The sequence below is a fragment of the Amycolatopsis tolypomycina genome, assembly GCF_900105945.1.
GTDB classification, from domain to species: domain Bacteria; phylum Actinomycetota; class Actinomycetes; order Mycobacteriales; family Pseudonocardiaceae; genus Amycolatopsis; species Amycolatopsis tolypomycina.
On record NZ_FNSO01000004.1, the window covers coordinates 6,575,707 to 6,600,721 of the forward strand.

The 25,015-nt window shown below is 71.0% G+C and carries 19 protein-coding genes; 8 read left to right on the forward strand and 11 right to left on the reverse strand.

The features are described from left to right. Positions 1–11: 11 nt before the first annotated feature. Positions 12–497, forward strand: coding sequence for a putative immunity protein (locus BLW76_RS39670; protein WP_091317141.1), 486 nt, complete (start codon positions 12–14; stop codon positions 495–497). Positions 498–534: 37 nt separating this feature from the next. Continuing rightward, a complete protein-coding gene (locus tag BLW76_RS39675; protein ID WP_091317142.1) occupies positions 535–4,587 on the forward strand; it encodes a tetratricopeptide repeat protein in 4,053 nt (1,350 codons plus the stop codon). A 2-nt stretch (positions 4,588–4,589) separates the two neighbouring features. Here the strand turns inward: BLW76_RS39675 and BLW76_RS39680 are convergent, their stop codons facing one another. Genes BLW76_RS39680 through pdhA form a run of 5 tightly spaced genes read right to left on the reverse strand, consistent with a single transcriptional unit; the run spans position 4,590 to position 9,407 of the window. Then, positions 4,590–5,570, reverse strand: coding sequence for a hypothetical protein (locus BLW76_RS39680; protein ID WP_091320461.1), 981 nt, complete (start codon positions 5,568–5,570; stop codon positions 4,590–4,592). Next, positions 5,567–6,115, reverse strand: a complete 549-nt coding sequence (locus BLW76_RS39685; protein ID WP_091317143.1) for a hypothetical protein — start codon at positions 6,113–6,115, stop codon at positions 5,567–5,569. Before BLW76_RS39685 ends, BLW76_RS39680 begins: the two co-directional genes overlap by 4 nt. A gap of 55 nt (positions 6,116–6,170) precedes the next feature. Next, a complete protein-coding gene (locus BLW76_RS39690; RefSeq protein WP_091317144.1) occupies positions 6,171–7,346 on the reverse strand; it encodes a dihydrolipoamide acetyltransferase family protein in 1,176 nt (391 codons plus the stop codon). Continuing rightward, entirely contained in the window at positions 7,339–8,337 is a 999-nt protein-coding gene (locus tag BLW76_RS39695) for an alpha-ketoacid dehydrogenase subunit beta (RefSeq protein WP_091317145.1), read from the reverse strand. The genes BLW76_RS39690 and BLW76_RS39695 overlap by 8 nt, the downstream gene beginning before the upstream one ends. After that, positions 8,337–9,407 carry a pyruvate dehydrogenase (acetyl-transferring) E1 component subunit alpha gene (gene pdhA, locus BLW76_RS39700; protein WP_091317146.1) on the reverse strand — a complete coding sequence of 357 codons (1,071 nt, stop codon included), beginning with the start codon at positions 9,405–9,407 and terminating at the stop codon, positions 8,337–8,339. Before pdhA ends, BLW76_RS39695 begins: the two co-directional genes overlap by 1 nt. 132 nt (positions 9,408–9,539) lie before the next feature. Here pdhA and BLW76_RS39705 point away from each other — a divergent pair, with 132 nt between their 5' ends. From BLW76_RS39705 to BLW76_RS39725, 5 genes are all read left to right on the forward strand, one after another. Further along, positions 9,540–10,016: an Lrp/AsnC family transcriptional regulator gene (locus BLW76_RS39705; RefSeq protein ID WP_091320464.1), complete on the forward strand. Its 477-nt coding sequence runs from the start codon at positions 9,540–9,542 to the stop codon at positions 10,014–10,016. 316 nt (positions 10,017–10,332) lie between these two features. Continuing rightward, positions 10,333–12,921 carry a glycoside hydrolase family 3 protein gene (locus BLW76_RS39710; protein WP_091317147.1) on the forward strand — a complete coding sequence of 863 codons (2,589 nt, stop codon included), beginning with the start codon at positions 10,333–10,335 and terminating at the stop codon, positions 12,919–12,921. 62 nt (positions 12,922–12,983) lie between these two features. Further along, a complete protein-coding gene (locus BLW76_RS39715) occupies positions 12,984–14,618 on the forward strand; it encodes a DUF885 domain-containing protein (RefSeq protein ID WP_091317148.1) in 1,635 nt (544 codons plus the stop codon). 53 nt (positions 14,619–14,671) lie between these two features. Continuing rightward, positions 14,672–15,367: a response regulator transcription factor gene (locus BLW76_RS39720; RefSeq protein ID WP_091317149.1), complete on the forward strand. Its 696-nt coding sequence runs from the start codon at positions 14,672–14,674 to the stop codon at positions 15,365–15,367. Continuing rightward, a complete protein-coding gene (locus BLW76_RS39725) occupies positions 15,357–17,168 on the forward strand; it encodes a sensor histidine kinase (protein WP_091317150.1) in 1,812 nt (603 codons plus the stop codon). Before BLW76_RS39720 ends, BLW76_RS39725 begins: the two co-directional genes overlap by 11 nt. Here BLW76_RS39725 and BLW76_RS39730 read toward each other — a convergent pair. The 4 genes from BLW76_RS39730 to BLW76_RS39745 form a co-directional block, all read right to left on the reverse strand. Further along, on the reverse strand, positions 17,147–18,298 hold the full coding sequence (locus BLW76_RS39730) for a 4-hydroxybenzoate 3-monooxygenase (RefSeq protein ID WP_091317151.1): 1,152 nt from the start codon (positions 18,296–18,298) through the stop codon (positions 17,147–17,149). The two genes, BLW76_RS39725 and BLW76_RS39730, sit on opposite strands and share 22 nt — an antisense overlap. Before the next feature lie 74 nt (positions 18,299–18,372). Continuing rightward, the gene (locus BLW76_RS39735; protein WP_091320465.1) at positions 18,373–19,125 is read right to left on the reverse strand and encodes an IclR family transcriptional regulator; all 753 of its coding nucleotides are present in this window, start codon (positions 19,123–19,125) and stop codon (positions 18,373–18,375) included. A 63-nt stretch (positions 19,126–19,188) separates the two neighbouring features. Next, complete coding sequence (locus tag BLW76_RS39740; RefSeq protein WP_091317152.1) at positions 19,189–20,955, reverse strand: chitinase; 1,767 nt, start codon at positions 20,953–20,955, stop codon at positions 19,189–19,191. A gap of 279 nt (positions 20,956–21,234) precedes the next feature. Continuing rightward, complete coding sequence (locus BLW76_RS39745) at positions 21,235–21,789, reverse strand: AAA family ATPase (RefSeq protein WP_091317153.1); 555 nt, start codon at positions 21,787–21,789, stop codon at positions 21,235–21,237. 251 nt (positions 21,790–22,040) lie between these two features. Here BLW76_RS39745 and BLW76_RS39750 point away from each other — a divergent pair, with 251 nt between their 5' ends. Further along, the gene (locus tag BLW76_RS39750; RefSeq protein ID WP_091317154.1) at positions 22,041–22,463 is read left to right on the forward strand and encodes a hypothetical protein; all 423 of its coding nucleotides are present in this window, start codon (positions 22,041–22,043) and stop codon (positions 22,461–22,463) included. Here BLW76_RS39750 and BLW76_RS39755 read toward each other — a convergent pair. Further along, positions 22,441–24,168, reverse strand: a complete 1,728-nt coding sequence (locus tag BLW76_RS39755; RefSeq protein ID WP_091317155.1) for a serine/threonine-protein kinase — start codon at positions 24,166–24,168, stop codon at positions 22,441–22,443. The genes BLW76_RS39750 and BLW76_RS39755 overlap by 23 nt on opposite strands. Further along, positions 24,165–24,950 (reverse strand): hypothetical protein, encoded by a 786-nt coding sequence (locus BLW76_RS39760; protein ID WP_091317156.1) that lies wholly within the window; start codon positions 24,948–24,950, stop codon positions 24,165–24,167. Before BLW76_RS39760 ends, BLW76_RS39755 begins: the two co-directional genes overlap by 4 nt. Positions 24,951–25,015: the final 65 nt, after the last annotated feature.

Consider the following 25,015-nt stretch of genomic DNA (forward strand, 5'->3'; position numbering starts at 1 on the left):
GCTTCAGGGGCATGGAGCTGGATCTCGACGAGTTGCGGGTGCTGACGGGCTGGGCGGCGGACTGCGCCGAGCGGGTGCTGCCGTTGACCCCGGACGACCCCCGCCCGGCCGCGGCGATCGCGGCGGCCCGCGAGTTCGCCACGGGAGGCCCCCGCACTCGCGCATTGCGCACGGCGGCCTGGGGCGCGTTGGCGGCGGCCAAGGCGGCCGCCCCGGCGGCGGCAGCGGCAGCCCGCGCGGCGGTGGGCGCGGCCGGCGCGGCGTACCTGCACCCGCTGGAGTCACCGCACCAGGTGAAGCACATCGTCGGCCCGGCACAGCAGGCCGCGCTGGCCCGCGAGCTGGCGGGCGGTTCCGCGGAGGCGGAGATCGAGTGGGCGCTCTCGCAGGCACCGCCCGAAGTCCGCGTGCTCCTGCGCAAGTTCCCGCCGGGTAAGCCGGGCAATACCCGCTTGGGCGAGTTGCACCGAAAGCTGGAGTCCGCCCTCCGCGCTTGACGTCCGCAATGGCATCGCGACCGGGCACACTGTCCTGGTGACGTCGACGGGAGAACCGCGGCCGGTGCACAACACCGTGCCAGGCTCGGCCGGCACGGTCGTGCAGGCGGGGTCGATCGCCGGTGACGTGCACCTGCACGCCGCCCCTGCTCCGGAGCTCCCCGTACCACGTCAGCTCCCGGTCTTGCCCGACGGTTTCGCCGGGCGCTGCGCACAGCTTGGCGAACTGGACCGGCTGCTGGCCGGTGACCGCGCGGAAGCCGTGGTGATCTCGGCGATCGACGGCGCCGCCGGCATCGGGAAGACGACGCTCGCCCTGCGCTGGTCCCACCAGGCGACCGAGCGGTTCCCGGATGGGCAGTTGTACGTCAACCTGCGCGGTTTCGAGCCGGTCGCGGCCCCCATGACGGCAACGGAAGCGCTGCGGGGGTTCCTCGCCGCCCTGCGGGTGCCGGCGGACGCCATTCCCACGGACGAAGAGGCCCAGTCGGCGTTGTACCGGAGCATCCTGGCGGGCAGGCGGGTCCTCGTGTTGCTGGACAACGCGCGAGACGCGGCCCAGGTCCGGCCGCTGCTGCCAGGAAGCCCGACGTGCGCCGTCATCGTCACGAGCCGTAACCGGCTCGCCGGGCTCGTCGCCCGGGACGGCGCACACCTGGTCAACCTGGATGTGCTGCCCCACGCCGAAGCCCGGTCCCTCCTGGCGCACCGGCTGGGTACCGCCCGGGTCGCCGCCGAACCGGACGCCATCGGGTCACTCATCCGGTCCTGCGCCGGCTTCCCGCTGGCCCTGGCGATCGCGGCGGCCCGAGCCGCACTGAATCCGGGCCTGCCGATGCGGGACCTGGCCGACGAACTGGCCGACGAAGACGGCCGCCTCACCGCCCTCGACGCGGGCGACCCCCACTCGGATCTGGAGTCGGTCTTCTCCTGGTCGTACCGGTCGCTCACGCCGGGTGCGGCATCACTGTTCCGGCGGCTCGGCAGCCAGCCCGGCCCGGACGTCGGGTTCGAAGCCGCCTGCGTGCTGGCCGAGGCTTCGGCCCCCGAGACCAGGAAACTGCTCGGCGAACTCAGCCTGGCGAACCTGGTGGACCAGTACGTGCCGGGCCGGTACCGGCTCCACGACCTGCTGCGCCTCTATGCGAAAGGCCAGGCGAACGCCGAAGACGCCGAAGCCGGGCGGAGAGTGCTTACCTGGTACCGCGAGCGGGTCACCTCAGCCACCTCCTGGCTCGACTCTAGCCTGGCGGCCGACCGGTACTTCCGCCGCTGTTCCGACGCGATGCGGTGGCTGGATCTGGAACGCGGCAACCTCGTCGCTGCGGTCGTCGACGGCGACGAGCCGGAGCTGGCGTGCCTCCTCGCCCCGTATTTCCGGCACCGGCGCAACATCGACGACTGGCAACGAACACTGACTGCCGCGCTCGCCACGACCGACCGGGTCCGGCACGTCAAGCTCCGCGTGCAGCTGCACCTGGCCCAGGCCGAGGCACACGCCGGTGACGACCTCGACTCGAGCCGGCTCGAACACCTGGTGCGGGACCTGGAGCCACCCGACCAGGTTGCCGCCTGGCGAACCCTTGCCGAAGCGCACCTGGCCGGCGGACGCCTGACACTCGGCCGAAAGGCCGCCGAAACCGCTCTCGGCATCCAGCGAGAGCTGAGCGATATCCGATCCGAAGCCTGCACGATCGTGCTTCTCGCCGAGATCCAAAGCTACCAACTCCTCTTCGACGAAATAGCCGGCAACCTCGAGCAGGCCCTGGCACTGTGGCAACGCCTCGGTGACTCGTGGTTCGAGGCGGACACCCTCGTCCGCCGGGCGAACGCCGATCGCAACCGCAGCCATGTGGCCGAAGCAATAAGCTGTCTCGACCAGGCGCTGGTCATCTACGGTGAGTTCGAGGACTCGATCAGCACGGCCAAGACGACCAGCCTGCGTGGCAGCGTCTTCCTGCAGTTCGGAGCCGCCACCATGGCGCACCGAGCGCAGTTGACCGCGCACCGGACGCTGGCTGACGCGGAAGCCGCCCACGAGGAATTCGCCGTGCTCGACGAACTGCTCGAAGCGGCGAGAGAGGCCGGCGAATTCGCGGCCTGCGAAGAATATCTCGCGCGGCGTTCCATGGTCGCCCGCACACTGGGCGACCCGAAACTGGCTGCCTACGCATCGATCTCCCGAGGAGAATTCCACTCTTTCCGTGGGAAGCACGAGGAGGCTGTCAGGATCCTCGATGAACAACGAGAACGTTCCCGTGGAGAACGCCTCGAAGTCGAGAGCCGTGCACTCGAAGCACTCGGGACGGCCCATGCCGGACAGGGCCGCTTCCACTATGCGGCCGACTGTCTCGAGGAGAGCGCGAAGCTGACGGAGAACCACAGCGATCTGCGCCGGAGTGCTCTGTGGCGGCTGGTCATGATCTTCCAGGACTGCGGGCGGTACGCCGATGCGCTGGCCTGTGCCCGACGTCTCTTGGACCTCTATCGCCAGCAGGGTGACGCCGGTTCCTCCTGCTGGGCCCTCAAGTACATGAGTGACGCACAGGTCGGGCTCGGTCGTTACCACGACGCCCTCCAGGAACTCGAGCTTTCGTTCACGATACGGCGGGAAATGGGAAAGGATTCGTACCGCAACGGCTGGATCCTCGTCTTCGTCGCCGACGCGCAACGATCGACTGGGCGGTTCGACGATGCCATCACGAGTCTCGAGCGCGCGCTTCACCTACGTGAGCAGGCAGGTACCCGGTTCGGCGCCGACCAGATTTCCGGCATGCTCGCGAGCATCCACGTCTCCCGTCGCGAGTTCGCCAAGGCGCATCCTCTGCTGGAGCGCCTTCTCGGCTCTCCGTACGCGTTCCCGGATCCGGCTTGGGAAACTTTGACTGGCCTCGCTGCGAGCTATGCCGGTCAATACCGCTTCGTGGAGGCGCAGCAGTGCTGCGACCGCGCTTTGGCCATCGTGACCGAACTCGGGAACCGACCGCAGATCCTCCTGGTACGTCGAACAGCAGCCGAGGCGAAGGTCGCCGAAGGCCGGGCCGACGAGGCTCTCACCCTGCTGCAGGCCGACCTCGACCAGGCGACGGACATCGGGGACTTCACCACTGCCGGGCAGGTCCGCGGCCAGGTTGCCGCCATCCTCACCGGCCTGCGCCGGTTCACCCAGGCGGAGGTGGACGCGCGACAAGGCTTCGCCGTGGCCTGCTCGGTCGACAGCGACCTCGACCGCATCCGCTTCCTGCGCCTTCTCGGCGACATCGACCACAAGCGGGGCCGCTACGAAGAGGCGATGTGGTCGTACAGCGCAGCCGCCACGATCTGCGATCGCAACGGCGACCCCCAGCGGAGCGACATCCTGGCCGCCCTGGGCAAGACCCATGCTCGCGCCGGCCGTTTCCGGCAGGCCGTCGCGGCCGGCCGGACGCGGCTGGAACTCGAGCTCGCCGCGGGCGACCAGCGCGCAGTCGCCCTGGCCGTGGCCGGGCTCGCCCGGGCGCACGCCGGGCTCGGTGACCGAGCGAAAGCACTCGAGCTGCTCGACGAGGGCGCCGCTCGATCAGGGGCGCTCGAAGACCCCTGGTACGCGGCGTCGAACTTCGGAGAATGTGCCGAACTGGCCGCCGAGCTGGGCGACGCCGAACGAGCCGGGCGGGCGTTCGCGGCTCAGCGAGACCTCGCCCGGCAGGTCTTCGATCTGTCCGGATACGCCGAAAGCCTCGCGAAGGAGGCCGGACACCGCAGAGATTCCGGCGACTTGGGCGGGGCGCTCGAACTGCATGAGCAGAGCCTGCGCACCAGGGAGGAACTCGGTGACCCACTCGGGATCGTCGACCAGCTGCGCCGGTTGGGGGCCGCCAGCGGGGAGCTGGGCCGCCACGCCGACGCGGTCACCCTTCTGCAGGACAGTGCGGACCGAGCCAGGGAGCTGAGCGACGTCGCCCGGCTCGCGGACGCGGAACGTGCACTGGCGACCGTGCACCATCGGCACGGCCACAGCGCAGCCGCCAAGCGCTGTCTCGAGCAGGCTCGCGCGCGGTATCAGCAGCTGGGCGACATCCTGAACGAACAGGCCACCGTCCTCGGGTGAAGCTAGAGGGCGAGGTCGTCGAGCTCCGACTCCAGTCTGGCCCGCCAGGTCCACCGCCGTTCCGTCGTGTCCGCGCCCTCCCCTGCCGGCGGGCCCAGCGGGAGGGCCTGGTCGGTCACCCCGAACGTCACCCGGTACGCCAGCACCGACGCGGCCGTCCGGATCCACGCGTCACCCGATGTGCCCGACGGCGGTGCCACGCCCAGCGCGTGCCCGAACCACGTCGGCAGCAGCGCGTTCGACCCCAGCGCGTCGGTGATCCGGGTCCGCAGCCGTACCTGCAGGTCGTGCCACGCGCGTTCGGCCCGCTCCAGCTGCGGGACCACCCGTGCCTCGACCGCGTCGGCCTCGCGCAACGCCAGCCGCGCCTGGTCGGCCGCCGAGGTCGCCGCCGGGATCTCCTCGTCCAGCAGTGTCCGGCGCCGGGTCGTCAGCGCGCGCAACGACGACTCCGCGTCGCCTCGGGCGCGCGAAGACCGGTCGGTCGCGGCCAGGACGCCGATGACCTCCCGCAGGTCGGCGTCGCACCGGGAAAGCGCCGCCCGCACCGCGTCCAGGTGCGCGATCTCCTCCGCGTAGCGGGCCCGCTGCTCCTTGGTGACGAGCTCCTTGTGCAGGTCGTCCCAGCGCGCCGCCTCCGCCGCGAGCGCCCGCGTCTCCGTGCCGACGTCGTCGAGGTTCACCTGCGGGACGCCGTCGGACACGCGGACCGCGCGCTCCAGGACCCTGACCTGCTGCTGCAGCCGCTCCAGCTGCCTGCCGAGCTGGTCGAGCCGGTCCTGTTGTCCCTGAGCGCTGCCGCTTTCGAGCCGCTCGGTCAGGTCGGCGACGTCCTGGCCGAGGCGGTCGTCGGCCTCGCGCAGCCCGTCGACCGCCGCGAACAGCTCGTCGAGGTCGCGGCGTGTCGGGTCGGCGACGTCCGGGACCTCGTATTCCTGCGTGAACTCCGGGTCGTCGCCGTAGGTGGCGTAGCCGTGGCTCACGGGGTCCGGCTTTCCCGCCACAGCAGCGCGATCGTGCCCGCGATGCCCAGCGCCGTCAGGACCGTGCAGACGACCGCCCCGGACCACGGGACGAGGGCGAGGACCAGCAGCACCGCCGTGACGCTGCCCGCCCACGCCGCCCGCGTCCGCTCGCGGATCACCGCCCCGGCCCGGCGGACCGGCGCGAAGCCGACCCACAGGCCCGCGCCGAACAGCGGCACCAGAGCCGGCAGCCACGCCGGCGAAAGCACCTCGAACAGCACCAGCGCCGCGGCGACCAGCGGCACCAGCACGGGCGCGGCCGCGAACCAGACGACCGCGCGCTGCGTGGCCGCGTGCCGGGACTCGAGCTCGGCGTCGGCCAGCCGTTTCCCGGCTTCGTCGAACGCCACCTCGGCGTCGAGCAGCCGGTGGGCGTTCGCCACGAGCTCGTCCATCGCCGCGACGTCGCCGGGCGGGGTCGCGAGCCCGTCGCGCAGGTCCTGCTTGAGCCGGGCGACGCGCCCCTCCGCCAGGTCGCGGTCGTGCTGGGCCGGTGTCGTCACGCGACCACTTTAAGTGCCGCCACCGTCACGACCGGCCAACTCGGCCGGTGAGTCGTCAGAGGTCCCCGAGGGCGGTGACCGGCGACTCCACGCAGTCGGCGACGAACCGCAGGAACCCGCCCGCCGTGCCGCCGTCGCAGACGCGGTGGTCGAAGGCCAGCGTCAGCTCGCAGATCTTGCGCGCCACCAGTGCGCCGTCGACGACCCACGGCCGGTCGATGATCCGGCCGATGCCGAGGATGGCGGCCTCGGGGTGGTTGATGATCGCGGCCGAGCCGTCGACGCCGAAGACGCCGTAGTTGTTCACCGTGAAGGTGCCGCCGGTGAGGTCCGCGGGCGCGAGCTTGCCCTCGCGCGCGGTGCGGGCGCGGTCGCCGATCGCCGCCGAGAGGTCCCGCGTGGACAGCGTCCCGGCGTCCCGCACGACCGGCACGACGAGCCCGCGGTCGGTCTGCGCGGCGAACCCGAGGTGGATTTCGTCCAGCACGACGATCTCGTCGCCTTCGACGCGCGAATTCAGCTCGGGGTACCGGCGCAGCCCGGCGACGGCGAACCGCGCGATCAGCCCGAGCAGGCTGACCGGCCGGTCGGACTTGGCGTTCAGCGCGGCCCGCGCGGCGACCAGCTCCGTCGCGTCGACGTCCACCCAGACCGTGGCCTCGGGGATCTCGCGCCGAGACGTCGAAAGCTTGTCGGCGACGGCCTTGCGCACCCCGGTCAGCGGAATCCTGCGGCCGTTGGTCTTCTTGAGCGCCGCTTCGACGTCGGCGCGGCGGATGATGCCGTCCGCGCCGCCCGGCGTGAGCCGAGCGAGGTCGATCCCGTTGTCCGACGCCAGTTTCCGGACGAACGGCGAGATCACGCCAGGCTGCTGCGGCCGCGTGGGCGCGGTGACGCTCACCGGGCGTCGCGCGCGCTTGCGCCGGGTCGTGGGCGCGGTGCCGTAGCCGATGAGGACGTTGCCGCTGCCCGACGACGTCGTGACGCCGGGTTCGGCGAACCCGCCGACGGTCAGCAGCGGCGCGCCGACCGGCAGCAGCTGCCCCGGCTCGCCGTGCAGCGCGGACACCACGCCGGCGAACGGCACCGGCACCTCGACGGCCGCCTTCGCCGTCTCGACCTCGACGACGACCTGGTCGACGTCGACGGTGTCGCCGACCTTGACCCGCCAGTCCACGATCGCCGCCTCGGTCAGGCCTTCGCCGAGGTCCGGCAGCAGGAAGTCAGGCACCGGCCACCACCGGCGTGTCGTCCCACTGCAGGCGGGCGATCGTGTCGAGGATCCGGTCGACGTCGGGCAGCGTGTGCCGCTCCAGCTTCGGCGCCGGGTACGGGATGTCGAGCCCGGTGACGCGCAGGACCGGCGCGTGCAGCTGGTGGAAGCACTGCTCGGTGACGCGCGCGACGACCTCGGCGCCGTAGCCGCCGAAGCCGGCGGCCTCGTGCACGACGACGGCCCGGCCGGTGCGGCGCACGGACGCCGTCACGGTCTCGTCGTCGAACGGCGACAGCGAGCGCAGGTCGACGACCTCGACGTCCCAGCCCTCGGCCTTCGCCGCTTCGGCGGTTTCCATGGCGGTGGCGACCATCGGGCCGTACGCGATGAGCGTGACGTCCTTGCCGTGGCGGCGGACGACGGCCTGGTCCATGCCGGGGCCGCTGCGGGTGAAGCTGACCTCTTCGCTCGACCAGTAGCGGCACTTCGGCTCGAGGAAGATCACCGGGTCCGGCGACTCGATGGCGTCGCGGAGCAGGTCGTAGGCGTCCTGCGCGGTGCCCGGCGTGACGACGCGCAGGCCCGGCGTGTGCGTGTAGTAGGCCTCGCTGGAGTCGCAGTGGTGCTCGACGCCGCCGATGCCGCCGGCGTAGGGCACCCGGATGACCATGGGCACTTCCAGCGCGCCCCGGGTGCGGTTGCGCAGCTTGGCGACGTGCGAGGTGATCTGCTCGAACGCCGGGTAGGCGAAGGCGTCGAACTGCATTTCGACGACCGGGCGGAAGCCGCCCATCGCCATCCCGACGGCGAACCCGACGATCCCGGATTCGGCGAGCGGGGTGTCGAAGCAGCGGTCTTCGCCGAAGTCGGCGGTGATGCCGTCGGTGACGCGGAAGACGCCGCCGAGCGTGCCGACGTCCTCGCCGAACACGAGGACGCGGTCGTCGTCCTTGAGGGCGTCCCGCAGGGCCGCGTTGAGCGCCTGCGCCATGGTGGTGGTCGTCATCAGGCCTCCAGTTCGGCTTCGAGGGCGGCCCGCTGGGTTTCGAGCTGGCGGGTCGGCCGGGCGTAGACGTGGTCGAACAGCGAGAGCGGGTCGAGCTCGGGTTCGGCGTTCAGCGTGTCGCGAACGGACTGGGCATAGACCTCGGCGTCGGCCGCGAACCGCTCGATTTCGGTGTCCTGAAGCAGGTTCTCGTTCTTGAGGAAGGTTTCCAGCCGCTTGAGCGGGTCGGCTTCGCGCCACTTCGCGACTTCTTCGGCGTCGCGGTAGCGGGTGGCGTCGTCGGCGTTGGTGTGGGCGTCGATGCGGTAGGTGTGGGCCTCGACGAGCACCGGGCCCTTGCCCTCGCGCGCGTGCTTGACGGCGTCGTCGAGGACGGCCAGGACGGCGACGGCGTCGTTGCCGTCGACCTGCTCCGAGCGCATGCCGTAGCCGATGCCCTTGTACGCCAGCGCTTCGGCGGCGCTCTGCTTCTCGAAGGGCACCGAGATGGCGAAGCGGTTGTTCTGCACGAAGAACACGACGGGCGCCTTGAAGACGGCGGCGAAGTTGAGTGCTTCGTGGAAGTCGCCTTCGCTGGTGGCACCGTCTCCGATGAGCGCGAGCGCGACGGCGTCTTCGCCGCGTCGCTGCATCGCGTGCGCGAGCCCGGCGGCGTGCAGGGTCTGCGTCGCGAGCGGAGTGCACTGAGGTGCTACGCGCGTCTCGACCGGGTTGTAGCCGCAGTGCGCGTCGCCGCGAAGGAGCGTCAGGACTTCGCCGGGCTCGAGGCCGCGGGCGACGAGGGCGACGGAGTCACGGTAGGTCGGGAAGAGCCAGTCCCGGGCTTCCAGGGCGAGCGCCGCGGCGACCTGGCAGGCCTCCTGGCCGGCACTGGAGGGGTAGACGGCGAGCCGGCCCTGCTTGGTGAGCGCGGTGGCCTGCACGTCGAACCGGCGGCCGAGGACCATCAGCCGGTAGGCCTCCTTGAGCCGCGCTCCGGCGGGTTCGCCGTAGCCGCCGTTTCGGTCGGCACGGCTCCCGTCCTCGGCGACGAACCGCACGGGGACAGCGGACGGCAGCAGGGTTTCCACAGCACACCACCTCTCCCAGACATATGATGCTGAAATGGTGGTTCTCGGCGGTGTTGTGTTCAAGGGTTGGCGGAAATGAGCGACAAACGGCCTGTTTCTGGGTCTCCTGGGGATCAAACGTCCAGCGGTGTCCTGGCTCACGGCGGTCTGCCGGGACGAACGGTCCCGGCTTTGGACGACATCGACCGGGCGATGCTGGCTGAGCTGTCGGCGGACGGCCGCCTGGCGGTGCGCGCGTTGGCGGAAAAGCTCCACATCTCGCGGACGAACGCGTACGCGCGGCTGGAGCGGTTGATGGCGGAGGGGGTGATCACGGGCTTCGGCGCCCGGATCGACCCGCGCCGGGCGGGCCTGGGCACGTCGGCGTACATCATGGTGACGGTGGAGCAGACGTCGTGGCGCACGATGGCGACGGACCTGCACGAGATCCCGTACGTGGATCACGTGGCCCTGGTCGGCGGCGACTTCGACATCCTGCTGCTGGTCCGGACACCGGACAACTCGACGCTGCGCGACGTGGTCCTGGAGCGGCTGCAGGCACTGGAGGGCGTGCGGTCGACGCGGACGTGGCTGATCTTCGAGGAGCTGCCGGGCTCGGTGCTGAGCTGAGCGGCCGACGTCATGAACGACCCTTTCATGACGTCCGACGCAGTGAAAGAGTCGTTCATGGCGTGGCGGGCAGAACCCTTGCCCGGCAGTGCTCTTGACCTTCGGCGCGCCGCCGGATAAGGGTGGCCACGCCACCGAGCGACTCTTAGTTTATGTCGAGAATTAACAGGCCGTGCAAACAATCGAAACCCTTGACTGCCTCCCCGTCGCCCGGTGAGGATCGGCCGGTCCGCCGTTCATCGCAGAATGGACCAGACCCATGGCCCGTAGATCCCGCGCGTGGTCCCGTGCGCGCCGAAGTTCGCTCGTCACGCTGATGAGCCTGAGCCTGCTGGGCGGGATCGCCCAGGCGACGCCGGCCCAAGCCGACACCCCGCAACCCGTCATCGGCCAGCCCGCCAAGGACAAGGACGGCTGCGCCCGGATCGAGAAGAGCCTGCCGACCCTCGCCGACTGGCCGAAGGTCGACAGCCGGTTCAAGGGGAAGGCCGGCGACGAGCAGCGGATCGCCGAAATCCTCAAGGGCATGACCCTGGAGGAAAAAGTCGGGCAGATGACGCAGCCCGAGATCGCCGCCATCACCCCCGACGAGGTCCGCCAGTACGCCATCGGCTCGGTCCTCAACGGCGGCGGCTCGTGGCCCGGCGGCAAGAAGTACGCCACCCAGCAGGACTGGCTGAACCTCGCCGACGCCTACTGGAACGCCTCCAAGACCAGCCGCACGAAGATCCCCGTCATCTGGGGCATCGACGCCGTGCACGGCAACAACAACGTCTACGGCGCCACCGTCTTCCCGCACAACATCGGCCTCGGCGCCGCGCACGACCCCTGCCTGGTCCGCGACGTCGCCGGCGCCACCGCCCGGCAGATCCGCGCCACCGGCCAGGACTGGGCCTTCTCGCCCACCCTCGCCGTCGTCCAGGACGACCGCTGGGGCCGCACCTACGAAGGCTTCTCCGAGGACCCGCGCATCACGCGCTCCTACGGCTTCGAGGCCATCAACGGCCTCCAGGACGGCGCCACCAAGCGCATCGGCTACAACGGCGTCATCGCCACCGCCAAGCACTTCATCGGCGACGGCGGCACCATCAACGGCCAGGACCAGGGCGTCAACCCGGCGTCCGAAGCGGACATGATCAACGTCCACGGCCAGGGCTACTACGGTGCGCTCGCCGCGGGCTCGCAGACCGTGATGGTGTCGTTCAACAGCTGGACCAACGCCGACCTCGGCATCAACGAGGGCAAGCTGCACGGCAGCGACAAGGCGCTGAACCAGATCCTCAAGGGCAAGATGGGCTTCGACGGCCTCGTCGTGTCCGACTGGAACGGCATCGGCCAGGTCACCGGCTGCACGAACTCCTCGTGCCCGCAGGCGATCAACGCCGGCATCGACATCGTGATGGTGCCGAACGACTGGAAGGCGTTCATCACCAACACCGTCGCCCAGGTGCAGAGCGGCCAGATCCCGATGGCGCGCATCGACGACGCCGTCACCCGCATCCTGCGCGTGAAGCTGCGTGACGGCCTGTTCGAGTCGCAGAAGCCGTCCGACCGCTCCTACGCCAACTCCGACGAGGCGCTGAAGGACAACTGGCTGGCGCGTGACGCCGTCCGCGAGTCGCAGACGCTGCTGAAGAACAACGGCAACGTGCTGCCGCTCAAGCCGTCCTCGAAGGTCCTGGTCGTCGGCAAGAGCGCCGACAACATCGCGAACCAGACCGGCGGCTGGACGCTCAGCTGGCAGGGCACCGGCAACACGAACGCCGACTTCCCGAACGCCACGTCGATCCTGACCGGCATCAAGCAGAACCTCGGCGACGCCAACGTCACCTTCGACGCCACCGGCAACGTCGACCCCAAGGGCTTCGACGCGGTCATCGCGGTCATCGGCGAGACGCCGTACGCCGAAGGTGTCGGCGACCTGACCCGCAAGTCGCTCGAAGCGGCGCGGCTCTACCCCGAGGACCTCGCCGTGCTGGACAAGGTCAGCGGCAAGGGCACCCCGGTCGTCACCGTGTACGTCGGCGGCCGCCCGCTGTACATGAACAAGGAGATCAACCGCTCCGACGCGTTCGTGGCCGCGTGGCTGCCCGGCACCGAGGGCGGCGGCGTCGCGGACATGCTGGTCAAGGGCAAGGACGGCACCGGCTACCAGGGCACGCTGAGCTACTCGTGGCCGAAGAGCGCGTGCCAGTCGCCGCTCAACCCGTGGTCGCCGAACTACGACCCGCTGTTCAAGCTCGGCTACGGCCTCAAGACCGGCCAGCGCGTCACGGTCGGGCAGCTGGACGAGACCCCCGGCCCGGCGTCCTGCACGTCGACCGGCGGCGGCGGGACCGCGACCGAGGACCTGGCGATCTACGACCGCACCGACGTCCCCCCGTACACCAGCCAGATCGGCTCGGCGGAGAACTGGGGCGGCACGGTGATCGGCCCGGACGGCACGGCGGCGCACACCGAGATCAACGTCGTCCCGACGGATGTCAACGTGCAGGGCGACGGCCTGAAGGCGACCTGGACGGGCGCCGGCGCGGCCCAGCTGTACATGCAGAACACGGCGGGCACGAACGACCTGCGCGGCTACCTCAACGCGGACGCGGCGCTGGAGTTCGACACGACCGTCCAGCAGGCACCGGCCAACCGGACGGTGATCAGCATGCACTGCGTGTACCCGTGCTTCAGCGAGGTGAACGCGACGAAGCTGTTCACGGACCTGGCGGGCGGCGCGAAGACGACGGTGAAGATCCCGGTGTCCTGCTTCGACAACGGGCTGGACTTCGAGCACATCAACACGCCGTTCCTGGTGTACACGGATGGCGCGTTCCAGGCTTCGTTCGCGAACGTGCGGTGGGTGCCGGGCGGCGCGAAGGATCCGGACGCGAGAACCTGTTCGAGCTTGACCTGACGGCGACCGGGCCGGGAGCGGCTTCCGCTCCCGGCCCGGTTCGTTTCCGGCACGATGAAGAAATGACCTCCGAAGCGGCCACCCTCGCCGACGAACTCGTCCAGGTCCTGGCCACCTGGATGCCCCTCGAAGCGACCTTCGTGGGCGTCCCCGGCCACGACCACGAACTCGCCGACCCCAGCGAAGCCGGCCACGCACGCCTCCGCGCCGAAGCCGCCGGCATCCTCGACCGGGCCAGGGCCTCGGCCGATCCCGACAAGATCACGCTGGGGGTCGTCGTCCAGCAGACCGAGGCGCTGATCACCCAGATCGACGCCCGCGTTGTGGAATTCACCCTCGCCGAACCCATGTACGCGATCGGCATGAGCCACCTGGCCTTCCTGCCGCAGCTCGAGCCCACCGGCGAGCAGGCCGAGGAGGACTTCCTGAGCCGGCTCGCCGCGTTCCCCGCCTTCTACGACGCTCTCGCCGAACGCCACCGCGCCGGCCTCCGCGCCGGCCGGACGCCCGTCGACCGCAGGGCCCACCACGCGCTCGGGATCCTCGACCGGTTCCTCGCGCAGGACTCGCCTTTTCCCCAGCCGCTCACCGGAGACCGCGGCGCGCGCCGCGACGAACTGGTGGCCGGGAAGGTGCGGCCGGCGCTGGCCCGCTACCGCGAGTTCCTCGCCACGGAGGTCGCCGGGCACGGCAGAAAAGACGACCGGCCCGGCCTCTGCTGGCTCGAAGGCGGCGAAGCCCACTACACCGCCCTGGCGCGCATGTACACCACCACCGACCACACTCCCGCGGAGCTGCATGAGCTGGGCCGAAGCGTGCTCGCCGAGCTCGAAGCCGAGTACGCCGAGCTCGGCGGCCGGGTGTTCGGGCTGACCGACCCGGCCGAGGTGCGCCGCCGGCTGCGCAGCGACGAAAGCCTCCGCTGGCGGGACGCCGAGGAGATGCTCGAAACCGCGCGCGCTGCCGTGGCCAGGGCGACGGCCGCCGCGCCGGACTGGTTCCCGCGGGTGCCGAAGGCCGAGTGCGTGGTGAAGGCGGTGCCGGACGCCGAAGCGCCGGTTGCGTCGGCGGCCTACTACATGCCGCCCGCGCTCGACGGATCCCGGCCGGGCGTCTACTACACCAACACCCACGAGGTGCACACGCGCGACCGGTTCATCGCCGAGACCGTCGCCTTCCACGAAGCCGTGCCCGGCCACCACTTCGCGGAGTCGCTGGCGCTGGAGCTGACCGACCTGCCGCAGCTGCGGCGGATCGCGCTGATCACCGCCTACGACGAAGGCTGGGCCCTCTACACCGAGCGGCTCGCCGACGAGATGGGCCTGTTCTCGAGCGACCTGATGCGGCTCGGCATGGTGGCCGAGGACTCGGTCCGCGCGGCCCGCCTGGTGGTCGACACCGGCCTGCACGCGCGGGGCTGGACACGGCAGCAGTGCGTCGAGTTCCTGCGCGCGAACACCGGCCTGTCCGAGGTCGAAGTGCAGTCCGAAACGGACCGGTACATCGAGAGCCCCGGCCAGGCCTTGGCCTACATGACCGGGCGGCTGGAGATCGTCCGCCTCCGCCGGTTCGCCGAGGAAGCCCTCGGCGACGCCTTCGACATCAAGGAGTTCCACGGCGTCGTACTGGGCAGCGGAAAGCTGCCGATGAAGGTCCTGGAGGACGTCGTCCGGGCCTGGGTCGGCGCCAAGGTGTGAAGATCCGGTCAGGATGCGGTGGGAACGGTGTCAGGACGCCTACCCTCGACGCCGTGTGCGCACGTGTACTGGTCGCCGAGGACGACGAGAAGCAGGCCGAGGTCCTCCGGCTCTACCTCGAGAGCGAAGGCCACACCGTGGTGCTGGCCCCGGACGGCCGGGCGGCGCTCGACGAGGCCCGGCGTGACCGGCCCGACCTGCTGGTCCTCGACGTGATGATGCCGAAGGTCGACGGTCTCGACGTCTGCCGGATCCTGCGGCAGGAGTCCGACGTCGCCGTGCTGATGCTCACCGCCCGTGCCACCGAGGACGACCTGCTGCTCGGCCTCGACCTCGGCGCCGACGACTACCTCACCAAGCCCTACAGCCCACGCGAGCTGATGGCGCGGGTCCGGACGCTGCTGCGGCGCACCGCGCCGCGCCGCGAACCGCCCGACAGCGCGTTGCGCGCGGGCCTGCTGCGGCTCGACCCGGTGCGGCACGAGGTGTCCGTCGGCGGGCGGCCGGTCGACACGACGCCGGGTGAGTTCCAGCTGCTGGAGACGCTGATCCGGCAGCCGGGCCGGGTGTTCACCCGCCGTCAGCTGCTGGAGCTGACCCGCGGCGACGACCGGTTCGTCAGCACCCGGATCATCGACGTCCACGTGCTCAACCTGCGCAAGAAGCTCGAACCCGACCCGCAGAAGCCCGTCTACCTGCGGACCGTCTTCGGCGTCGGGTACAAGCTCACCCCCGAAGATGCCGCGTAGCCCGAGGCGCTCTTCTCAGCCGAGGGCGCGTCAGCACAGCTTCCCGCGGCGACGCAGTCTGGTCGTCCGGCTCACCGCCGTCTCGCTGCTGATCGCCCTCGCCTCCATCGCGGCGACCACCTGGCTCGCCGTGCAGACCACCACCCGCGCGATCCAGCAGGAGCAGGGCCAGGCCCTCTCCGGCGACGCGACGATCTACACCGAGCTGCTCGGCTTCGCCGCGGCGAACCACACGTGGGACCAGGTCGGCCCCCGGCTGCGGGCGTTGTCGGAGCAGACCGGCCGCCGGGTCGTGCTGACCACGCTCGACCGGCGCGTTCTCGGCGACTCCGGTGGCGCGCCGGTCACCCTGCCGGTCAAGGCGACCGCGTCGGTCGACCCGCTGCACGTCGACCCGGTGCTGCTGCCCGAGGCCGGCACGAGCGGCATCGACCCGCGCGCGACCGGCCCGTTCAAGCTGCCGCCGCCCGAACGCGCGGAACTCACCGCGCTGGCCACGAAGGCCACCGCCTGCCTCACCTCGCTCGGCCTGCCCAGCCAGATCCGAGACTCGCCGAGCGGGCGGCCGCTGCTCACCGGGATCGATCCGCTGACCGCCCGCTACTACGCCGCCAAGTGCCTGCTCTTCGAGCTCGCCGAGCCGACGCCGACCGAGCAGGCCGCGCTGACCAGCCTGAACGAGGCCGTCAACCGCTGCCTGCAGGGCCAGGGGGCCGAGCCGGTGAAACTGGGTCTCGACCTGGAAGCCCTCGGCGTCCCCGAGCAGCGGCCGATCGAGGGCTGCCTCGACACGGCCCGCCGCGAACAGCTCGCGCCGTACGTGGCGCCGCCCGCGTTGCTCTTCACGCTCGGCCCCGGCGGATCGCCGCTGCCGACGTTCACGCTGTCGCGGGAGAACCTCACCCGGATCCTGGCGGTGACCGGCGGCGTGCTGCTGCTGGCCGTCGCGCTCACGACGCTCGTCGCGCGGCGGCTGTCCCGCCCGCTGCGGGCGCTGACCGAGGCGGCGCAGCAGGACCGGCCGGCGCCGGTGAAGTCCCGCGACGAGGTCGGCTACCTCGCCGCCGCGTTCAACGACCTCACCGCGCGGCGCGAACGCATCGAGGAACAGCGGAAGGCAATGGTCGGCGACATCGCCCACGAGCTGCGCAACCCGCTCAACGTCATCCGCGGCCGGCTGGAGGCCGCCGAGGACGGGCACCTCCCGTTCGACCGGGCCCTGACCGCGTCGCTGCTCGAAGAGACCGTGCTGCTGCAGCACATCGTCGACGACCTGCAGGACCTCGCCGCGGCCGACGCCGGGCAGCTGCGCCTGCACCCGGAACCCCTCGACGCGGCGGAGCTGGCCGGCCACGTCGCCGCGGCGCACGCCGACCGCGCGGCCGCGGCCGGCGTCACGCTCACCGTAGACACCACCGACGCCACCGGCGGCTGCGCGCTGGAGGCCGATCCGGTGCGGCTGCGCCAGGTCGTCGGCAACCTGGTGACGAACGCGATCCGGCACACCCCGCCCGGCGGGCGGGTCACCATCCGCGTCTCGTCCACTGTGGACGAGGTGACGCTCGCCGTGGCCGACACCGGCACCGGCATCGCGGCCGAGGACCTGCCGCACGTGTTCGACCGGTTCTGGCGGGCCGAGAAGTCCCGCAGCCGCCAGACCGGCGGCAGCGGGCTCGGCCTCGCCATCGTGCGTCACCTCGTGCAGGCCCACGACGGCACGGTGGTCGCGGAGTCCGAAGTGGACGCCGGATCGACGTTCACCGTCCGGCTGCCGGTCGCCTACAGCGGCAGGCCGGCGTAGTTCTCGGCCAGCTCGGTCTTCGCGGCCGCCGACGTCACGGTGCGGTGGAGCTGGGCGAGCTGGAGCTGGGCGTCGAAGTCGTCGCCGTGGCGGTGCAGCATGGACGTCATCCACCACGAGAAGTGCGTGCAGCGCCAGACCCGCCGCAACGCCGTCTCCGAGTAGGCGTCCGCGAGCCGGTCGTCGCCGCGGAACGACGCCGTCAGGGCCCGCGCCAGCAGCGCGACGTCCGCCACCGCCAGATTGAGCCCCTTCGCCCCGGTCGGCGGCATGATGTGTGCCGCGTCCCCGGCCAGGTAGAGGTTGCCGTGCCGCATCGGCGTCGTCACGAAGCTGCGCATCGGGAGCACGCTCTTCTCCGTGATCGGCCCGGTCTCCAAGGTCCAGCCCGGGACGCCGAGCCGGTCGGACAGCGCCGTCCAGATCCGGTCGTCGCTCCACCGCGCGATGTCCTCGTCCGGCGCGACCTGCAGGTAGAACCGGCTGACCCGCGGCGAGCGCATGCTGTGCATCGCGAAGCCGTCCGGGTGCCAGGCGTAGATCAGCTCGTCGGTCGACGGCGCGACGTCGGCCAGCACGCCCAGCCACGCGAACGGGTAGGCCCGCTCCCAGACCTGCGGCTGCGGCACGGAAGCGCGGCTCGGCCCGTGGAAGCCGTCGCAGCCGACGACGACGTCCGCGTCGATCCGCCGCGCGGTGCCGTCGGCGTCCACAAAGGTCACCGACGGCTGCCCGGTGACGTCGTGCAGGGTGACGTCGGAGGCCGAGTAGTACGCCGGGCGGCCCGCCTTTTCCCGTGCCGCCATGAGGTCCTTGGTCACCTCGGTCTGCCCGTAGACGGTCACCGACCGTCCGATGAGGTCGGTGAAGTCGACGTGGTGCCGCTCCCCCGGCGATTGCAGGTGGATCCCGCGGTGCTCCATGCCTTCGACGTCGAGCCGGGCGCCGAGGCCGACGTCCCGCAGGAGTTCCACGGTCCCCGCTTCGAGGATGCCGGCGCGGATGCGCGCCTGGACGTACTCGGCGGTCTGCCGTTCGAGCAGCACGGAGTCGATGCCGTCGAGGCCGAGCAGGTGGGACAGCAGCAGCCCGGCCGGGCCGGCGCCGACGATGACGACCTGGGTACGCACTGGAGGATGTCCTTTCCCGCGACGAGGCCCCGAGCATGAATCGGCGGCCGGGCCCGCCACCAGGCCATTCTCATTCAGTGAGAGGAATTCCCCATCGCGCGCGAGATCCCGCGCGCGGCGGCCCGCAGCGCCGGGATCTGCGTCCGCGCGGCCCGGTCGTTGGGCACGATCACCGACAGCGCGGCGACGACGTCACCACCGGGCCCCCGCAGCGGGACGGCGATGCCCGTGGTCTCTTCGTCGATGAAGCCGGCACAGAAGGCGTAGCCGTTGCGCCGGACGTCGGCGAGGAACCGGCGCAGCCGCGCCGGTTCGGTCAGCGTCGTCCGCCGGAAGGCTTCGAGCGGACCGGCGAGCACCCGTTCCTGCAGGTCGGCGGGCGCGTGGGCGAGCAGCACCAGCCCGGAGGACGACGCGTGCAGCGGCAGCCGCCCGGCCACCCGCGTCACGTTGACGACGGCCCCGGGCGCCGAGAGCCGTTCGACGAACAGGACCTCGCGGTCTTCCAGCACGGCGAGCTGGGTGTGGTGCCCGACCACGGCGTGCAGGTCTTCCATGAAGGGCATCGCGGCTTCCCGCAGCCCCAGGGTCGGCGACGCCCGCGACGCGAGTTCCCAGAGCCGGACGCCGACGCGGATCCGCCGGTCGGGCTCCCGCCGCAGCCACCCGTGCCCGACGAGTTCTTCGACCAGCCGCGACGCGGTGGCGACGGGCAGGCCGGCTTTCCGCGCGATGTCGGTGACGCGCAGGGCGGGCGTGTCCGGCCCGAAGGTTTCGAAGATGCGGACGACCCGGCTGAGCACGGACTCGCCTGGAGCGCGCTTGATCATGTCACCAGCACCACGTCGGACAGTGTGCCCCACCGGGGCTGCGGGGCACACTGTCCGGCGTCAGGGCAGGGCGTTGAGGAACGGTTCGTGGCTGTTCTGGAACTCCCAGTTGTAGTACTTGTCCCAATTGATCGACCAGGTCATCAGCCCGCGGAGCGCGGGCGAAGTCCCCCCGCGCAGCGCGTAGGAGCCACACCCGCTGCCCTTGACCAGGCAGTTGACGGCGGTCTGCACATCGGCGGGCGAGGTGTAGCCGTTGCCGGCGCTGACGGCGGCGGGCAGCCCGATGGCGATCTGGTCGGGACGCAGGCCGGGGAAGAACTGCCCGGTGCCGGCCACGCTGAAGCCGGCTTTGAGCATGTCGGTCATCGCGATGTGGAAGTCGGGTCCGCCCATGGTGTGGTACTGGTTGTCGAGCCCCATGACTGGGCCGGAGTTGTAGTCCTGGACGTGCAGCAGGGTGAGCGAGTCCCGCAGCGCGTGGATGACGGGGAGGTAGGCGCCGGTCCGCGCGTCACCGGTGCCGGAGCCGCCGTAGAACTGGTGCCCGACCTGCACGAAGAAGGTCTCGGGAGCCATGGTGAGCACGAAGCCCGAGCCGTACTTCGCCTTGAGCGTCTTGAGCGCGGAGACGAGGTTGACGACGACGGGCGTGGTCGGGTTCCGGAAGTCGGTGTCCCCGGCGTTGAGGGAGAGGGAGTGCCCTTCGAAGTCGACGTCGAGGCCGTTCAGGCCGTATTTGTCGATGATGGCCGAGACGGAGCTGACGAACTTGTCCCGCGCGGCGGCGGTGGTCAGCTGGACCTGGCCGTTCTGCCCACCGATGGAGATGAGCACCTTCTTGCCCTGGGCTTGTTTGGTTTTGATGGCGGAGATGAACTCGGAATCACTCTCGACGTTCGGGCATTCGGCAACGGGACACCGGGTGAAGCGGATGTCCCCGGAGGTGACGGAGGTCGGCTCCCCGAAGGCAAGATCGATGACATCCCAGGCGGCGGGGACGTCGGCCATCCGGACATAGCCGGAGCCATTGGCGAAGCTGGCGTGCAGATAGCCGACAAGGGCGTGCTTGGGCAGCCCGGTATCGACGCAGCCACTGGTACTCCCGGTGACAAGGGCACTCTTGGCCGACTCCCCGGCCGCGTTGTAGGCGGCGACGGAGTAGCTGTGGGTTTCGCAGGCTTTGAGACCCCCGATGGTCGCGGCCGTCCCGCTCACGGTGGCAACGACGGCGGCGCCCTCGTAGACGCGATAGCCGCTGACGGTCCCGGCACTCGCACCCCAGCCGAGGGCGATGGAGGTGTTCGTGACGGAGGTGACCTGCGGCGCACCGGGCGAGCCGGGAGTGCCGGGGGTGCTCCCACCGGCACCATCGAGGACGACGTCGTCGGCGTAGTAGGTGCCGGCGCCGTACCAGCCGTGGAGGTAGAGCTGGGCGGAGGTCTGGGTGCCGGTGGTGGTGAAGGTGAGTTGGAGCTGGTTGTAGTTCGTGTTGCCGGACCACGTCGAGGGCCCACCGGTGATCCCGAGGTAGACGGGATTCCCCCGCACCCAGGCGGAGACGGAGTAGGTGGAGTTGGGCCGAACGGAGACGGTCTGCGAGCACTGAGCGTAATCAGAGCCCACAGGGGTGGCGGCCAGGGCATGACTGCCGGAGCGCACGGGCGAGCTCACGACGGCGGCGTTGGCACAGGTCCAGCCGGAGAGCGAGCCGTACTCGAAGCCGGGGTTGGCGAGCAGGTTGTCGGCTTGAGCGGGGGCGGCGAGAAGCCCGGAAAGGGTGAGCACGAAGGCGGCGAGTGTTACGGACAGTCGGGAACGCCTCATCGGGTCCTCCAGGTGGCGGGGAGGTTTATTGTCTGGACCAATATGCGAGTTGTCCAGACCAAAAGGAGGGGTTGCGCCAGGCGCCGGGTTGCGACGGGCCGCGGGCGGCCACAAACCCAGCCCCGACCACACCCTCCTGCCGACCCGATACGCAGCCGCCTCAGCGGCCGTCACGCCGGGTCAAGGCACGCTTTCCCGCCTTGACGCGGCGTGACGGCCGCCGAACGATCCGGCGTCCGGGTTGGTGGAATTACAAAACCCCAGGTCAGCCGGGAACCCTCAACACCCCACAAGCAACTTGGCCACCAACCGAGTCCGCCCAGCCCGCGGCCGATCGACAACCTGAACACTCCGCCACCCAACCGGAACCTGATCAGCCAGCAGCTCTTCCCGCCACTTCCCCACCCGCCGAACATGCCGCGCAAAGGACCGAGCCCGCACAACCCGCCCCCGGCTCACCTGCCCGGCCAGCGCAACCTCCGCCGGCACGTCGAGGAACAGCAACCGCACGGACCGCCCACTCAAAGCCCCCACCAAAGCAAGCAACGCCCGAGTCGAAGCGCGCGTCGAAGGCTCGTGCACGACAACCGGCCCGTCCTCGCCCAGCGCGTGCCGGACGATCCGCACCCGGTGCCAGGCGTGCACCACCGGCCGGTACCACCGGTACGGCACAGCCGGCACCACCGCCCCGAGTCTCTCCCGCACCTGGTCGGAGTCCAGCACGGGCAGCCCGACGGCGGCGTGCCGGAGCATCGTCGTCTTGCCCGCGCCGGGCAGCCCGGCCACGACAAGCAGGTCACGCGGGCCGAGCTCGATGACAGTGGGCTCGCTCATGCCCGGCCAACGTCCCGGCGAAGGTAATGGTTCCTTTACCCGAAGCTCACGCACAGTGACGACCGCCGGCGAAGACCACCCGGCCGGAGTGACGCCCGCCCCGGCGTCACTCCATCGCCTGAAAACCCATGCGCGGCAAGGCATTCGACGGCGAAACCGCTTCGGGTGAAGATCGCGCCGAGACCTTCCGGACGTCCGGAAAATCCCTATCTTCTGGAAGGGACGCTCAGTGAGAACAGGGGAAACTCGTCATGACCCAGTCGCTGGAACTCCCGGTCCAGGAATTCTGTCTCGATTGGACGCTCACGGGCGAAGAAGGCGCCCGCGTCGGGATCACCCTGTCCGGGCAGGTGTCCCTGCTGGACAACAACCGGTTCTACAAGATCGACGGCGTCGTCTACGTCACCGAGGGCGACACCGACATCCGCGCGGTCGGCAACCCGCGGATCTCCGTGCGCCGCAACGGCGTCGAGAAGACCGGGCGCCAATGGGGCTGGGAAATGTGCTCGGCCCGCAAGACCCTCGGCGCGCTGAACACGATGGAGGGCTACTTCGTCCGCACCGGCTACTGGGCGCCGGCCGACCGCGCGATCCAGCTGAGCCTGTGCGCCGAGCACGGGTGGAGCCGGCGCAAGAGCTACAGCCCGCACGTCACCGTCCGGATGGTCGACTGACCACTGTGGACGCCCGGCGCCGAGCGGCCGCGACGACCAGCCCGGCCGCGACGGCACCCGCGACGGCACACCCGGCCCCGAACCCGGCCGACGGCTCGTGCACCCGCAGCACGGACACACAAAGCCACACGGCGGTCCCGAACAGCAGGCCCAGCACGGGCCCGCCGAACGCGGCGCCCCGCCAGCGGTGGCCGTTGCGGATCGTCCGCAGCCCCGATTCGAGGTAGGCGAGGGCGAACAGGGCCAGGATGAGGCTGCCCGCGCCCATCGCACTGGCCAGCGGGTGCTGACTGGTGAGCAGGGTGAAGGTTTCCACGGACGAACCAGTTCGTACATCGGCGGTGACGGCCCCGCCGACGATCCACCGCGCGATCCCCGGAAGGGTGAGTTCGGCGGTGAAGCCGTTACCGTCGGGCTTGGCCTCGGCGGCCGCGGACCCGAGCGGAATCCCGGCGGCGGAGAGGTCCAGCACCACCCGCCCGGGGTTCCCGGGCCCGGTGAGAACGAGCGGCTTGCTCAGATCGACCTCGACGGGAGCCGCGACGGAGGCACCCCCGAGCCGCAAAGCGGCGGCCGCCTCGTGCGGCACCCGAGCGGGGTTGAGCAGGGCGAGCACGACGAGGACGATCGCAGCCGCCGCGGCGGCCAGCCGCAGCGAAAGGACTGCGGCCGACGACGCGGCAGGCGATTCGGGCTCCGGCGGCAGGCGGGGCGGCGGGCTGCTCGGCGCCCCCACCAACGTCGCTCCCGGACGCGCGACCGGGCGCGTCCTCGCCTCCGCCGGCGGCGCCGGGGCCGTCGCCGAGTTCAGGCCCGCGATCACCCGGGGCGTCAGGTGCAGCACCGGTACTCCGGACCGCTCCAGCCAGCCCGGCCCGTGCACCACCGTCGCCGCCGCGGCGAGGTCCGCCGCGAACGACTCCGCCTCCCGGTACCTCGCGTCCAGCTCACGGGCCAGGCTGCGCATCACCACCGCGGCGATCGGCGACGGCACCCCGGAAATCGGCTGCGGGTCGGTGAACATGTGCTGGCGCATCATGCTGATCGCGCCGCGGGTGTTGTCGAACGGCAGGCGGCCCGACAGCAGCTCGTACAGCACCGTCCCCGCCGCGTACACGTCCGCCGCCGGGCTCAGCGCGTTGCCCATCGCCTGCTCCGGGGCGATGTACGCCGGGGTTCCGAGGATCTCGCCACCGTGCGTCACCAACGTGGCGCCCTCGCTGATCACCCGCGCGATGCCGAAGTCCGCCACCTTCACCACGCCCTGCGTGCTGAACAGCAGGTTCCGCGGCTTCACGTCCAGGTGCAGCACGCCCGCCCGGTGCGCCGCGTGCAGCCCGGCCAGCATCGCCAGCCCGATCGCGCACGCCTGCTCGCCACTCACGCCACCACCGTGGAAGCGGCTGTGCACCGTCCCGCCGTCGAGCCGCTCCATCACCAGCAGGTGCTCGCGGCCCGTGCGGACGTAGTCGTACACCGGCACGATGTGCGGGTGGTCCAGGCTCGCCAGCACCCGGGCCTCGCGGTCGAACAGCTCGCTGCTCGCCGCGTGGTTGAGCACGTCCCACGGCAGCTGCTTGATCGCGACGCTGCGGCCCAGCGTCCGGTGCACGCCGGCGAACACGACGCCCATGCCGCCCTCGCCGATCGACTCCCCGATGTCGTACTGCGGCAGCGCGGCGACCAGCTCGGCCGGTGCGCTCATCGGGTGAATTCCTGCGTGGACGGGACCGGCAGCTGCACCGTCTTGTCACTCTCCGTGGCCGCGGGCGGTGCCGGGTGCGGGGTCAGGTAGCCGAGGAGGAACGCGATCGCCGCCGCGCCGAGCACCACGGGGATCTCGATCGCCGGCTCGGGCGGGACCAGGCGCAGCACCGACAGGCTGATCACCGCGACCAGCCCGGTGCCGAACCCGGCGGGCAGGAACCGCACGCCGCGGCGCCAGCGGTTGGGCGCCAGCCGGTGGCGGGCCAGCGCGAGCAGCGCCGTCACCCAGGCCAGGATCGTCAGCACGAGCATCGCCAGGCCGAAGACGCCGTAAACCGACCAGAAGGAGCCGCGGACGTCGGCGACCGTCGTCACCTCCCCCAGCGTGACGCGCCCGGCGTCGAGCAGCTCGACCGACGACGGCAGCAGCCCGGTCGCCTGCCCGGCCAGGTCGCCGAGATCGAGGACGAACGTCCGGGACACCGAACCGCGGGCAGGCACCTCGAACGGCGCGGTCGTGTCGTAGGCGAAGAACGTCAGCGCCAGCGCGACGCCCGAGAGCCGCACGCTGCGGACCTTCACCGGCGCGGTGCCGGAGTTCGTCGCCACGACCTGCAGCTCGACCTGGTTCGCCGGGTCGATCGGGATCGTGGCGTCCTCGATCGGCCGCTGGTCGATCGACACCTGCAGCCGCAGCGACGCCTGCTCCGCCGAGGCGGGCGGTGCGCCCACGAGCAAGCACAAACCCAACGCAACCCCCGCCGCGATGACACGTCCCATTGGGCATCCCCTACTTGCGTTATCGACTGGCCTGGAATGCTACAGCGAGCACACACCGGGGAGGG

Coding starts and splice junctions, on each gene's coding strand:
- BLW76_RS39710 (WP_091317147.1), top strand. CDS start 10,333: ATGAGCCTGAGCCTGCTGGGCGGGATCGCCCAGGCGACGCCGGCCCAA.
- BLW76_RS39725 (WP_091317150.1), top strand. CDS start 15,357: ATGCCGCGTAGCCCGAGGCGCTCTTCTCAGCCGAGGGCGCGTCAGCAC.
- BLW76_RS39715 (WP_091317148.1), top strand. CDS start 12,984: ATGACCTCCGAAGCGGCCACCCTCGCCGACGAACTCGTCCAGGTCCTG.
- BLW76_RS39740 (WP_091317152.1), bottom strand. CDS start 20,955: ATGAGGCGTTCCCGACTGTCCGTAACACTCGCCGCCTTCGTGCTCACC.
- BLW76_RS39750 (WP_091317154.1), top strand. CDS start 22,041: ATGACCCAGTCGCTGGAACTCCCGGTCCAGGAATTCTGTCTCGATTGG.
- BLW76_RS39760 (WP_091317156.1), bottom strand. CDS start 24,950: ATGGGACGTGTCATCGCGGCGGGGGTTGCGTTGGGTTTGTGCTTGCTC.
- BLW76_RS39745 (WP_091317153.1), bottom strand. CDS start 21,789: ATGAGCGAGCCCACTGTCATCGAGCTCGGCCCGCGTGACCTGCTTGTC.
- BLW76_RS39695 (WP_091317145.1), bottom strand. CDS start 8,337: ATGACGACCACCACCATGGCGCAGGCGCTCAACGCGGCCCTGCGGGAC.
- BLW76_RS39755 (WP_091317155.1), bottom strand. CDS start 24,168: ATGAGCGCACCGGCCGAGCTGGTCGCCGCGCTGCCGCAGTACGACATC.
- BLW76_RS39670 (WP_091317141.1), top strand. CDS start 12: ATGGAGCTGGATCTCGACGAGTTGCGGGTGCTGACGGGCTGGGCGGCG.